Source organism: Colwellia sp. MB3u-4, assembly GCF_014077065.1.
Taxonomy (GTDB): domain Bacteria; phylum Pseudomonadota; class Gammaproteobacteria; order Enterobacterales; family Alteromonadaceae; genus Cognaticolwellia.
Map to the genome: position 1 here is coordinate 16,934 of NZ_JACGVE010000037.1, position 12,858 is coordinate 29,791.

Annotated in this window: 11 protein-coding genes; 1 reads left to right on the plus strand and 10 read right to left on the minus strand. The window is 41.8% G+C overall.

Annotated elements, in window-relative coordinates; translation table 11 throughout:
* The first annotated feature begins 3 nt into the window (after positions 1–3).
* Positions 4–1,344 carry a TRAP transporter large permease gene (locus H4J61_RS00500; protein ID WP_182182710.1) on the plus strand — a complete coding sequence of 447 codons (1,341 nt, stop codon included), beginning with the start codon at positions 4–6 and terminating at the stop codon, positions 1,342–1,344.
* Between the two features lie 299 nt (positions 1,345–1,643).
* Here H4J61_RS00500 and H4J61_RS00505 read toward each other — a convergent pair whose 3' ends face one another.
* The 10 genes from H4J61_RS00505 to H4J61_RS00550 all read right to left on the minus strand — a co-directional run bounded on the left by H4J61_RS00505 (position 1,644) and on the right by H4J61_RS00550 (position 12,847).
* Positions 1,644–2,030: a DoxX family protein gene (locus H4J61_RS00505; protein ID WP_182182712.1), complete on the minus strand. Its 387-nt coding sequence runs from the start codon at positions 2,028–2,030 to the stop codon at positions 1,644–1,646.
* A 326-nt stretch (positions 2,031–2,356) separates the two neighbouring features.
* Positions 2,357–3,157, minus strand: a complete 801-nt coding sequence (locus tag H4J61_RS00510; RefSeq protein ID WP_182135407.1) for an IclR family transcriptional regulator — start codon at positions 3,155–3,157, stop codon at positions 2,357–2,359.
* Positions 3,158–3,832: 675 nt separating this feature from the next.
* On the minus strand, positions 3,833–4,759 hold the full coding sequence (locus tag H4J61_RS00515) for an electron transfer flavoprotein subunit alpha/FixB family protein (RefSeq protein WP_182182714.1): 927 nt from the start codon (positions 4,757–4,759) through the stop codon (positions 3,833–3,835).
* Complete coding sequence (locus tag H4J61_RS00520; protein WP_182182716.1) at positions 4,756–5,508, minus strand: electron transfer flavoprotein subunit beta/FixA family protein; 753 nt, start codon at positions 5,506–5,508, stop codon at positions 4,756–4,758. Before H4J61_RS00520 ends, H4J61_RS00515 begins: the two co-directional genes overlap by 4 nt.
* Positions 5,509–5,771: 263 nt before the next feature.
* Entirely contained in the window at positions 5,772–6,215 is a 444-nt protein-coding gene (locus H4J61_RS00525) for an acyl-CoA thioesterase (RefSeq protein ID WP_182182719.1), read from the minus strand.
* Between the two features lie 92 nt (positions 6,216–6,307).
* Positions 6,308–6,706 (minus strand): PaaI family thioesterase, encoded by a 399-nt coding sequence (locus H4J61_RS00530; RefSeq protein ID WP_182182721.1) that lies wholly within the window; start codon positions 6,704–6,706, stop codon positions 6,308–6,310.
* 9 nt (positions 6,707–6,715) lie between these two features.
* On the minus strand, positions 6,716–7,450 hold the full coding sequence (locus H4J61_RS00535) for an enoyl-CoA hydratase-related protein (RefSeq protein WP_182182723.1): 735 nt from the start codon (positions 7,448–7,450) through the stop codon (positions 6,716–6,718).
* An 11-nt stretch (positions 7,451–7,461) separates the two neighbouring features.
* Positions 7,462–8,439 carry a nitronate monooxygenase family protein gene (locus H4J61_RS00540; RefSeq protein WP_182182725.1) on the minus strand — a complete coding sequence of 326 codons (978 nt, stop codon included), beginning with the start codon at positions 8,437–8,439 and terminating at the stop codon, positions 7,462–7,464.
* Positions 8,440–9,526: 1,087 nt separating this feature from the next.
* The gene (locus H4J61_RS00545) at positions 9,527–11,623 is read right to left on the minus strand and encodes a 3-hydroxyacyl-CoA dehydrogenase NAD-binding domain-containing protein (protein ID WP_182182727.1); all 2,097 of its coding nucleotides are present in this window, start codon (positions 11,621–11,623) and stop codon (positions 9,527–9,529) included.
* A 24-nt stretch (positions 11,624–11,647) separates the two neighbouring features.
* Positions 11,648–12,847 carry a 3-oxoadipyl-CoA thiolase gene (locus H4J61_RS00550; protein WP_182182729.1) on the minus strand — a complete coding sequence of 400 codons (1,200 nt, stop codon included), beginning with the start codon at positions 12,845–12,847 and terminating at the stop codon, positions 11,648–11,650.
* Between the last annotated feature and the right edge of the window lie 11 nt (positions 12,848–12,858).

Sequence of the window (12,858 nt, forward strand, 5' to 3'; positions counted from 1 at the left end):
TCTGTGGATCCATTGATGCTTGGGCTAGTCGGGTTTGCCTGTACCTTGCTTTTACTTATGTTCCGTGTGCCAATCGCCTTCAGTTTGGCTGGTGTATCATCGGTATTTATCTTTTTATTTTTTGCCATGCGCTCTGGTGGTTTTGATATTGAATCAGCTGTAGCACCGACACTGACCATGATTTCATCCAATGCGTTTGACTTGGTGCATTCTTATGATCTGAGTATGATACCGCTATTCGTGCTGTTAGGTCATATCGCCTTCCATACCGGTATCACTACTGATATATATCATGCTGCACGCGTTTGGCTAAAACGCTTACCTGGCGGTGTGGCTATGGCCTCTATTTTTGGCTGTGGTGGCTTCTCCGCCATTACCGGCTCCAGCATAGCTTGCGCGTCGGCTATGGGTAAAATCTGCGTGCCAGAAATGTTACGTATGGGTTATGATAAGCGCCTAGCAACTTCTACCGTCGCTGTTGGCGGCACGCTAGGTTCGCTGATCCCGCCCAGTGTGCTATTTATTGTTTACGGTATTTTTACCGAAATGTCTGTCAGCCGCCTGTTCTTGGCCGGTGTCATCCCAGGTCTAATATCACTAGTCGGTTTTTTAGTGGTGATCTACATCTGGGTAAAGCGTAATCCCAGTGATGCGCCCGCCGATACCACCCTACTGATAAAGGGAGACCGCCGCAAAGCCGCCATAAGATGTTGGCCCGCTGTGTTACTTTTTACCATTATCATTGGCGGTATTTATGGTGGTTTATTCACCGCGACCGAAGCCGCAGCGATCAGCGCATTTTCGGTGATTATCATAGGGTCATTGCAAAAACGCCTTAATTGGCAGCAGTTTATGCAATCAATTAAAGAAACCTGTACGCAAACCACGTCTATCTTCTTTATCGCCGCTGGTGCAAAAATATTTGTCGGCTTTGTTGCGCTAACCGGTATGGCACCTGCACTGGTCGGCCTTATCGAGGCTGCCGATGTATCTTTATGGCTATTGCTGGTCATGATCGCAGGGGTATATTTTCTCCTAGGCATGTTTCTTGACCCGCTAGGTATTATGGTACTTACCTTACCTTTTTTAATCCCTATGGTAGAAGGTTATGGCTTAGACTTAATTTGGTTTGGCGTAGTGATAATAAAGTTGCTTGAAATAAGCTTGATCACCCCGCCGGTAGGATTAAACGTTTTTGTTATCGCCAGTGTCACTAAACCTTCGGTCGCGGTATATGACATTTTTATGGGCGTGACAAGATTTTTGGTGATGGACATCTTGGTACTGGTGGCAATTATCGCCTTCCCTATCCTGTCGTTGCTCTTGCCTAATCTTATGATGTAACAATTATTATTCGCACTTTGGCCAATAGATTAAAGACGAAAGCGAACATACTAGGTTACTAGCTTATGTTCGCTGTTCAAATATTAAAATATTGAAAAATAGGTACATCAGATTATATTTACCATTTCAGCATAACCCTTTTCAACGGGTGTTCACACAGAGGCAATATCACCAGATAATATCGCGGGTTAGGTCTATTAGCGATAACTGACAGGGGTGTTCTTAGGCATATAACAGCACCGACAAAGACAGATTTCCAGCCAAGTAATAGCTAAATATACGTGAACTGCTCGGCCTTGTTATCTATTTTCATCTTTGTGCAGAATCCTTTCTGGTGCAATTGCCCACCATACAAACCAAATAAATAATAATTGCATGGGTAGGCGAAGATATAAAAAGAACACTGAAATATCGTGATATTTTTCTGGCTGCAAAGCCATATTTATATTAGCCGGATAAACAGTAACAATTAAGGCAATTAACCCATAACCCGCTAACAAACGAGTTTTAGGCACCAAAAGGCCTATCGCACCCAAAACTTCAAATACACCACTGATGAGAACAAGTTCTTTGTGATAAGGCAAATAATCTGGCATCGCCATTATAAAAAAGTCAGCAGAAATAAAATGGGCGATACCGCCGATAAGAAAGAACAAGGCAATAATTAAAAGTGGCAAGCGAGGCATCAGTTATTCTCCGTATTCATTTTTTCCAAAGCTCAAATAAAGGCGATTAATAGTTTACTTAAAGCTAAAGTGAAGCCGAGCCAAGTAAACGCTTAGCACTTTGCTTTAATTATTTTTTATGCGGCTGTTTTTACCCATGACTTTGCTATCGATATTGTATTGCTATCAAGATGGTATTTCATTGACCTAGTATTTCATTGACCTAAATACCTAAATACCTAAGTACCTAACACATAGCAAAAAGCCTTTGCAGTAAACAAAGGCTTTTTAGCACTCAATCATGTGAAATACTCAGTCATGTCAAAGGATTAAACTAAGATATAATCTTAAAATTGAATTAACGTGGCTTCAATATTACGCACCATGCTTTTTAATTGCGGCGCAACTTCGCCCGCCAAGAATTCTTTCGACAATCTAAACGCCGGGCCACCCGCATTGAATACGTAGATTTGACCTTGAGTAAGTTTTAACGGTACTGCAATAGCATTGGTATCTCGCTCCCAATCGCCCCAAGAATGGCAATAACCAAATTCTTTATAGCTTTCCAACGCTTGATCAATACCCACTTTAACCGCGTCAAACTTATCACCAAGCTTTTCTTTGAAATGTCGTAAAAAGAAGTCACGCTCTTCTTCTGATAATGCCACTAAATAAGCTCGCCCTGCCGCCGTAGTGGCCATAGGTATTTTATCGCCAATATCTTTTTTAAAGGTAACAATATCTTTTGGCGCGCAATGATCAACATAAATCATGTCTAGTCGGTCGCGGTCTGCGAGGCCTATTGATGTACCTGTTTCAATTGACAGCTCTTTCATCTGGGGGTTCGCCACTTGGCGAATGCCAAGATTAGAAACAAAGGCATAACCCAATGCCAACACACCAGCGCCAAGCTGGTATTTTTCTAAGCGCTTTGAATAAGTTAGGTAGCCTAGGCTGGTCAAGGTATAGGTTAAGCGAGATATACTTGATTTGGGTAATCCGGTTCGTTGAGCAATTTCCTGGTTACCAAGAAATCCGTCTCCGGGGTTAAATGCCCGTAATATATCTAACCCTCTGGCAAGCGCCTCGACAAACTTACGATCTACTTCCCCATTTATTTCTCTTGGCATACCAGTTAATGTATTCATTTTGAGCTACTCAGTTGTTAATCACACTAGACGTAGTGACTTATTGTAACTGTCAATACTTTTCAAATAATGGCGCTATAATCTCATTTTTTGCTCTAAAAATAAAGATGATAGATAGCTTTAAGAATAAATTTATAGACTAATAGCAGCAAGTTAGCTTAATAGCATTAACCATATACTGTCACATATCGCCTTATTTGATTTGTTATTGAGATGTAAACACTGCAAACCAACAAACGAAATCAACACTAAGGTAGATTTCAACGCTTAACAAATTCACGTTTTATAAGAAGAAAACAAATAAATAAGCTGATTTTTTGTATAAAGTTAGGCACATTGATGGGCAAATATGATAGCAAGCTTGTACCCAAAATAATGAATTTATTATCGATGTTCAGACATATATTGACGAAAAATGTCAAGTTATAGCAGATGATTTTTGATGGCTTTGTTGATGTGATTGTTGTTGATTGTGATGGTGATGATAGTTTTGACGCAGAAGATATTAGCTGACAAGTATGCCAACTAATATACCAGCGAAAGTAAATCTAACCTATTTTTGCTAAAGCAAATGAAAGCCAAGCGTCATCTAACCTGCTTGGCTTTTAATTTATGGCATTAGCATTAAGCTCAACATAAAACTCACCACTGAGCTCACCACTGAGTTATCAGTACTTACAAAGCACTCTCTAATTCGGGTAAGGCTTCAAATAGATCCGCTACCAGACCGTAGTCAGCCACTTGGAAAATAGGCGCTTCTGGGTCTTTGTTAATCGCGACAATAACTTTTGAGTCTTTCATACCAGCAAGATGTTGAATAGCTCCCGAAATACCGACCGCTATGTATAAATCTGGCGCGACAATTTTACCCGTTTGCCCTACTTGCATGTCATTAGACACAAAGCCCGCGTCGACAGCCGCGCGTGATGCGCCAATGCCAGCACCTAACTTGTCAGCAATGCCATCTAATAACCTAAAGTTTTCACCATTTTGCATGCCACGACCACCGGAAATAATCACCCTGGCGGCACCTAAATCAGGACGTGCTGAAACCGTTAACTCGTCACTGACATGGCTTGAAATACCGGCGTCTTTAACCTTATCTAATAAGATAATTTCTGCAGCGCCATCAGTGGCAACCGCATCAAACCCGGTTGAACGCACAGTGATCACTTTTTTAGCATCTAAACTTTTTACGGTTGCAATAGCATTGCCGGCATAGATAGGACGCACAAAGGTGTCCGCACTTTCAACCGCCACAATATCTGAAATTTGAGCCACATCTAATAAAGCGGCAACGCGAGGCATAAAGTTTTTGCCTGTGGTTAATGCCGTTGCCATAACGACACTGTAATCAGCCGCTAATTCAGTCACTAATAAACTGATATTTTCTGCCAGTTGATGCTCGTATGCGACATTATCAGCCACCAGTACCTTAGTAACACCATTAACTTTTGCCGCTTGTTCTGCAACACTTTGACAGTGATGCCCAGCAACTAAAATAGTGATGTCTCCGCCTATTTGTTGAGCCGCCGCTACCGCTTTTAAGGTATCAGCTTTTAACGCGCTGTTGTCGTGTTCTGCGTAAACTAAAATACTCATGAGATCACCTTGGCTTCATTTCTTAACTTTTCAACTAATGCATCAATGGATTCAACCATAATGCCGGCTTGCCGCTCTTTGGGAGGAGAAACCTTTAATAACTGAGTACGTGGGGTTAAATCAATACCAAAATCACTCGCCAACTTCACCACTAATGGCTTACGTTTAGCTTTCATAATATTAGGTAAAGAGGCGTAACGGGGTTCGTTTAAACGTAAGTCCGTAGTGACAATAGCGGGTAAGTTTAGCGCCACAGTTTGCAAGCCGCTGTCGACTTCACGTGTGACCTTAATTTTGTCGCCTTCAACCTTAACTTGGGAGGCGAAAGTACCTTGGGCAAAACCGGTTAGTGCGCCCAGCATTTGGCCAGTTTGGTTGTTATCGCTGTCGATAGACTGCTTACCTAAGATAACTAATTGAGGCTGTTCTTCTTCAACAATTTTTTGTAATAACTTGGCAATATGTAACGCGTCGAGCGTTAGCTCAGTATCGATATGAATCGCACGATCAGCGCCTAAAGCCAGTGCGGTACGCAGTTGTTCTTGACAACTTTTCTGACCAATAGAAACCGCAATAACTTCAGTGGCTGTGCCCGCTTCTTTAAGACGAACAGCTTCTTCTACCGCAATTTCACAAAACGGGTTAAGGGCCATCTTAACGTTGGCTAAATCAACGTTTGAGTTATCTGGTTTAACACGCACTTTGACGTTGTAGTCGATGACACGTTTGATGGGGACTAATACTTTCATGAAATTTACTGCTCCTCGATGAGTTATCTGAAATAATTTTTGTTGTTATTGTTTTTTAATTTGGTTCTGCTGTAGTTAATTGTCATCGTCTTAGATAAAATTAACTTGGCTATTCATATTTAATCCATTGCATTAATTGCCCGTTTGACAGTTGACGGACTGAAGTCCGACCTACAAAAAAATTTAGCTAACATGCTAATTTTCTTTCTAACCCTTTAAGAAATCGACAGCATAACCTAGCAACAGTTTTGTAAAACTTCGCCTTAAATTGATGCACCACCACGGGCTAACTCTTTTTCTAACAAGGTTAATGCCGTGCTAGGAAGGTTAATCTTACTTTGCAGTTCATGGCTAAAAGAAACAATAATGCTTTCACTTTTAGCGGCAACCTTTTGATGGTTTTCACTATAAATAATTTGACTTAAAGTAAACCTATCCTTGCTTATTTGCTCAACTTTGGTCGCAACAATAAGGTTATCAGGATAAGTTACTGGAAACTTGAACTTACAATCGATATAAGCCACAACAAAGCCGAGTTTGTCTTCGCCAAGTGCGGCTCTAATTTGACTGTCAGTAAAAAAATTAACCCGTCCTTCTTCACAGTAACGAAAATAATTGGTGTTATTAACATGGCCTAACATATCAATATCACCCCATCTAACCGGATGTTTTATTTGGTGAGGATAATGTTGTAATTGTTCGTTCAAAAAATTCTCCACTTCTTTGCTGGTCTTTTTATCTGCTGGGGCTCTGACTAATGCCCAACCCCGTTTAACGGCATCATTGGGTGAAAATTAACTCACGCTTTTCGATAACGAAATACGCCTTGCCCTGAAGCAATGATATTGTCAAAAGAGTCGAATACCTCGGCCGAGCCATAATAGATATTTCGACCCGACGCGGTCACTTTGCCAATCGCATAAAGGCTGTTGGACTGCGCTTGTCCCAAATAATTTATGTTTAAAGATAAAGTTAATGCTTTTTTATAATCAAGCGGATCGTCACTATGGGCGCCCGATAGTGCCGTGGCGGCATCTAATAAGGTCGAAATAAAGCCACCGTGGGGGATCCCTGAACGGTTAAGATGTTCAGGCTTAAGCTCAGCACTAATTTTAATATGATTTTTATGCCATTCTTCGACCACAAAACCTAAATGGTTATTGAATGCCGGCATGGTTTTATTTGCCCAAGGTTTCATTGTAAACTCTTATTTTTTTGTTCTGGCGGCTATAGATTCTTCACTTTGCAGTAGCTGTGCAAAGATCACTAACTCATTTTTAATCACATCGTGCAGTATCGCTTGCCCAGAGGCTTTCAGAAGTTTTTTGCTAGCACGCAAAGCATTTTGCGGTTTCAGCGCTAAGGCTTTGGCTTTACTTAAGGCAAAATCAAATACCTCAGACTTGTCTAATTGTTGATTAACTATGCCGATATTAATCGCCGTTTCAGTATTAAAAGCCTCGCCGAGCATTAACAACTCAGCGGCTTTACGATGGCCAGCTAACTGAGGAATAATCAGGCTTGAACCACCTTCAGGGCAAACACCTAAATCAACAAATGGCATTTTAAAATAAGTTTCTGAGGCGTATACCAAATCAAAATGCAGCAACATAGTTACGCCTATACCCACGGCAACACCAGATACTGCGCCGACAATCGGCTTAGGATAGTTATACAGCTCATACAATAAAGTGGCGGCCGGTGAGGGTTCATTGGCATCACGATTATTAAAGTCTTTTAAATCATTACCCGCTGAAAAAGCCTCTTGTGTGCCATGTATCAGTACCACTTTGATACTTTCATCAGTCACACTGTCTTTCAGGGCTTTAGCCATAGCGGCATACATTACACTGCTTAAGGCATTTTTTTTCTCGGGGCGATTAATCGCTAAGTGTAAAACACCACTGTCCTGATAAATTAAGATGTGTTCTTGATCTTTCATATGAAGAGTACCTATTTTTTTTGTAGACTATTTAAACGCGATAGCGCCACATCGTATTCTGTTTTAAAGCGTTCCACGACAGTAGCAACAGTCGCAATATCGGTAATACTGCCCAAGCCTTGTCCTGCACCCCAAATGTCTTTCCAAGCCTTAGTTTTACTGCCCCCTGATGAGCCAAACTTCATTTTGTTTTTATCACCTTCTTCTAAATCATCAGGGTTTAAGCCGGCATTAGTAATACTGGGTTTGAGATAATTGCCATGAACACCGGTAAATAACGAGCTATAAACAATATCTTTCGCGCTATGCTCAACTAACATTTTTTTGTATGCTTGATCGGCATTAGCTTCTTTAGTGGCAATAAAAGAGGTGCCAATATAAGCAAAATCTGCCCCTAAAGCTTGCGCTGATAATATAGAAGCGCCATTAGCAATAGCGCCTGACAAGGCAATAGGGCCATCAAAAATTTGTTTAATTTCACTCACTAAAGCAAAAGGGCTTAAAGTACCTGCATGGCCACCTGCGCCAGCACACACCAACACTAAGCCATCAACACCGGCTTCTATGGCTTTTTCGGCGTGGCGAATATTAATAATATCGTGAAAAATAATGCCGCCATAAGCTTGAATACGCTGCACTAAGGTAGGATCTAATGCCCGTAAGCTGGTAATAATTACCGGCACTTTATATTCAATACAGGTATTTATATCGGCCTCTAAGCGGTCATTACTCTTGTGCACAATTAAATTAACCGCATAAGGCGCAACGATGGCGTTAGGGTTCGCAACTTGATAGCTATCTAACTCAGTTTTAATGGTGGTGAGCCATTCAGCCAACAATGATTGTGGACGGGCATTAAGCGCTGGAAAAGAGCCAACAATGCCCGCTTTACACTCTGCGATAACGAGTTCTGGTCCCGAGACGATGAACATAGGAGCGCTGATAACAGGCAAAGATAGTTTGTTTTGTAATGTTTTTGGAATTGGCATGTCGATCCCCTAAAAAATATTTGTTGTGATAAAAAAAATGAGCTGCGCTAAAAACTGGCATAATACCCATCTCACTAACCTTGTGATCATTTCACCTGATTAAAATAAGCCACTGCTTGGTTATTTATCTCATAATTAAAACATAAGTAATTAAAACATAAATAATTAAAATGAATCCCCTCTATTTGGCCATTTTTACGGCGTATAAAGTAAAAGCGTTGTTGTCGTTAATTGTCGTCGTCTCAAGTGAAACTAACTTAGCTATTTATATTTGGCCCATCACGTTAACCAGTGGCTAAACGGTTGACGGACTAAAGTCCGACCTACAAAACAATCGCTAAACGCTACGCGATCACCCATAAATTTTATGTAGGCTTTTGTAGGTTGGACTTTAGTCCATCAAGTTAAATGCAATTTAACTCTGCTTGGCACAAATGCCGAGCGACAAAAATACCCGTTGCAAATCTGTGTTAATCCATCACGTTAAGCACTGGCTAAACGGTTGACGGACTAAAGTCCGTCCTACAAAACAATCGCTAAACACTACGCGATCACCCGTAAATTTTATCTGGGCCTTTGTAGGTTGAACTTTAGTCCATCAAGTTAAATGCAATTTAACCATGCTCGGCACAAATGCCGATTAACAAAAATACCCGTTTCAAATCTGTGTTAACTCATCGCGTCAAGCACTGGCTAAACGGTTGACGGACTAAAGTCCGACCTACAAAAAAATCGCTAAACGCTACGCGATCACCTGTAAATCTTATCTGGGCCTTTGTAGGTTGGACTTTAGTCCATCAGATTAAATGCAATTTAACCGTGCTCGGCACAAATGCCGATTAACAAAAATACCCGTTTCAAATCTGTGTTAACCCATCACGTTAAGCACTGGCTAAAGGGTTGACGGACTAAAGTCCGACCTACAAAACAATCGCTAAACGCTACGCGATCACCCGTAAATCTTATCTGGGCCTTTGTAGGTTGGACTTTAGTCCATCAAGTTAAATGCAATTTAACCCTGCTCATCACAAAGGTCGATTAACAAATGTCGATTAACAAATGTCGATTAACAAAACTTATAACTTGTTTAGCTATTGGACCACTCAGATAAGGTTTTACCTTCTGCAACAAGTTGTTTTAATAACGCCGCAGGTTGCCAAAACTCTTCACCATAAGTCGCACCAAACTGACAAATGGTTTGATAAACTTTCTCTAAACCTATGGTTTCAGCATAAAACATCGGACCGCCTCGAAAAGCCGGAAATCCATAACCGAATGCGTAAACTACATCGATATCACTTGGGCGTTGGGCAATACCTTCTTCCAGTATTTTAAAGCCTTCGTTGATCAAGGCAAAAGTCAAACGCGCTAATATAGTTTCGTCACTTATCGCTTTACGCTCAACTCCCCTTTGTTTGGCTTGTGCTTCAATCACTTCAAGTACTATGGGGTCAGCTATACGCTGTCTCGTCTCAGCGTCATAACGATAATAACCCGCACCGGTTTTTTGACCTAAACGGCCCATTTCATATAAAGCATCAGCAATACAATAGCTTCTAACATCGCCTTTTTCTTCATCAGTTAAGCCTTCACGCGCTTTATAGCCAATGTCTATGCCCGCTAAATCGCCTACCGCTAGCGGTCCCATTGCCATACCAAAGTTTTGCATAACGCTGTCTATCGCTTCGGGGCTTGAGCCTTCAAGCAAACACAGTTGTGCTTCACGGGCATATTGGCGCAACATACGGTTACCAATAAAACCATAACAAACACGTGATAATGCCGGGATTTTTTTAATGCTTTTAGCCATTGCCATCGACGTGGCTAGTACTTGCTCAGAGGTTTTATCTCCACGTACAATTTCAAGTAATTTCATCACATTAGCTGGGCTAAAGAAATGCAGACCAATGACATCTTGGGGACGAGAAGTAGACTCGGCAATTAAATTAACGTCTTGATAAGAAGTGTTACTGGCTAAAATAGCGCCGGGCTTACACACGCTATCGAGCTTGGCGAAAACTTGTTTTTTGATCGCTAGATTTTCAAAAACGGCTTCAATCACCAAGTCCATGTCAGCGAGATCGTTATAATCGGTTGTGCCTGTGATCAGCGCTTGACGTTCAACGGCGAGCTCAGTGGTTAACTTACCTTTTTTAACCGTCATCGCGTAATTTTTAGCGATAATGTCTTTACCACGTTGCAATGCTTCGTCGTTAATTTCCAATAAGGTCACGGGAATATTGGCATTAACAAAATTCATTGCAATACCGCCACCCATAGTACCGCCGCCAATAATACCAACGCGCTTAATATCTTTAAGCTGGGTATCTTTGGGTAGGCCTTTAATTTTTGAAGACATTCTTTCAGCAAAAAACAGATGACGCAAAGCGGCCGACTGTGTTGATTGCATGCACTCGACAAACAGACGTCGTTCAACTTTAAGACCTTCATCAAAAGGTTGACTCAAGGCGGCTTCAATACATTCAACAATACGTTGTGGTGCTTCTTGTTGGCGAAAACGTTTATTTAAATGGGCTCGATATTCAGCAAAAAAATCAGCTGAAATACCTTCATTTTCAACCGCTATATCTCTGACTCTTTTAAGTACCGCACCTTGGGCAATAATGTCTTGGGCAAAATCAAGTGCGGCACTAAGTAAATCACCTTCAACCACTTTATCAATTAAGCCAATCTTTAACGCGTTAGCTGCCGAAATGGGCGTGCCCGTGGTGATTAAATCAAGTGCCGCTTTCACACCGGCTAATCTAGGTACTCTTTGGGTGCCACCCGCGCCAGGTAACAAGCCTAATTTAACTTCTGGTAAGCCAACCTTGGCGCTAGATAAAGCACAACGATAGTGACAAGCCAATGCCGTTTCTAAACCACCGCCAAGTGCCGTGCCATGAATCGCGGCGATAATAGGTTTTGTCGACGCTTCTATAATATCAAGCAGCCCAGGTAATGATGGCAACATAGGGGCTTTGCCAAATTCTGAGATGTCTGCCCCAGCAATAAACGTACGGCCTTGACAAATTAACACTAAGGCTAAAGAAGCATCGTTTTGTGCTTGTGCTACCGCGTCTTGAATACCTAAACGTAATACATGAGAAAGCGCGTTCACTGGTGGGTTATTTAGACGAATAACACCGATGTCACCCTCTAATTGATAACTAACAACTGACATAAATTCATTCCTTACTTTGAGAAGTTAAACACGCTCAATAACGACAGCGATACCTTGACCGATACCAATACACATGGTGGCTAATGCATAACGGCCACCGGTTTTTTCTAATTGGCGTAATGCCGTCATCATAATACGCGTACCACTAGCACCTAAAGGATGGCCAATGGCAATAGCACCGCCATTTTGATTAACCCGTGGGTCATCAAAAGCGATACCTAATTGTTTCATGCAACCTAGCGCTTGTACGGCAAAGGCTTCATTAAATTCTAAAACGTCCATATCCGCTAGCGTTAAACCCGCTCGTGCTAAGGCTTTTTGGGAAGCGGGAACTGGCCCTAAACCCATAACACGCGGTGGTACACCGGCAATAGCGCCGGCTATAATTCTACCACGCGGTTTAATACCAGCTTTTTCACCCACTTCTTTGCTACCAATAATCATCGCTGAAGCACCATCGTTAATGCCTGAAGCATTACCTGCAGTAACTACGCCATCAAATAATGGTCTTAATTTACCTAAGGCTTCTGCGGTTGAAGCAGGACGTGGGTGTTCATCAGCGGTTACCGAAAGTGGTGGCAGCTTTCGCCCTTGTGACACTTCAATGGCAATAATTTCATCATCAAAATATCCTGCCACTTTCGCTGCTTCATACTTAGCTTGAGAGCTAGCGGCAAATACATCACAGTCTGCTCTGCTGATATTCAAATCGCTGGCAATGTTGTCGGCTGTTTCTGGCATAGAATGGCCGCCATAGGCTTTAATAATCTCAGGATTAGTAAAACGAGCCCCCATGGTGGTATCAAACATTTCTTGCTGACGAGCAAAGGCTGAGCTTGCTTTTGCCAAAACAAAAGGTGCACGACTCATAGATTCAACACCACAAGCGACAAATAAGTCGCCTTCATTGGCTTTTACACAGCGAGCGGCATCTAATGCGGCCGATAAACTTGAACCACACAAACGGTTCACCGTTATACCACCCGTTTCAATCGGTAAACCCGCTAATAGCCCGGCAAAACGCGCAACATTTCGGCTGTCTTCGCCTGCTTGATTAGTACTACCAGCAATAACATCTTCATAAAGGCTTAAATCAAAGTCGTTGCGTTGTACTAGAGTTTTTATAAGGTGGGCAAGCATATCATCGGGTCGAACAGAAGATAAAATTCCGCCATGACGTCCAAAGGCTGTTCTTGCGGCATCGTATATATACGCGTCTTTCATAATTTTTCCTA

Excerpts from the sequence above, each read along its gene's own strand:
- H4J61_RS00505 (WP_182182712.1), bottom strand. The coding sequence starts at position 2,030 with ATGCCTCGCTTGCCACTTTTAATTATTGCCTTGTTCTTTCTTATCGGC.
- H4J61_RS00510 (WP_182135407.1), bottom strand. The coding sequence starts at position 3,157 with ATGAATACATTAACTGGTATGCCAAGAGAAATAAATGGGGAAGTAGAT.
- H4J61_RS00515 (WP_182182714.1), bottom strand. The coding sequence starts at position 4,759 with ATGAGTATTTTAGTTTACGCAGAACACGACAACAGCGCGTTAAAAGCT.
- H4J61_RS00520 (WP_182182716.1), bottom strand. The coding sequence starts at position 5,508 with ATGAAAGTATTAGTCCCCATCAAACGTGTCATCGACTACAACGTCAAA.
- H4J61_RS00530 (WP_182182721.1), bottom strand. The coding sequence starts at position 6,706 with ATGAAACCTTGGGCAAATAAAACCATGCCGGCATTCAATAACCATTTA.
- H4J61_RS00535 (WP_182182723.1), bottom strand. The coding sequence starts at position 7,450 with ATGAAAGATCAAGAACACATCTTAATTTATCAGGACAGTGGTGTTTTA.
- H4J61_RS00540 (WP_182182725.1), bottom strand. The coding sequence starts at position 8,439 with ATGCCAATTCCAAAAACATTACAAAACAAACTATCTTTGCCTGTTATC.
- H4J61_RS00545 (WP_182182727.1), bottom strand. The coding sequence starts at position 11,623 with ATGTCAGTTGTTAGTTATCAATTAGAGGGTGACATCGGTGTTATTCGT.
- H4J61_RS00550 (WP_182182729.1), bottom strand. The coding sequence starts at position 12,847 with ATGAAAGACGCGTATATATACGATGCCGCAAGAACAGCCTTTGGACGT.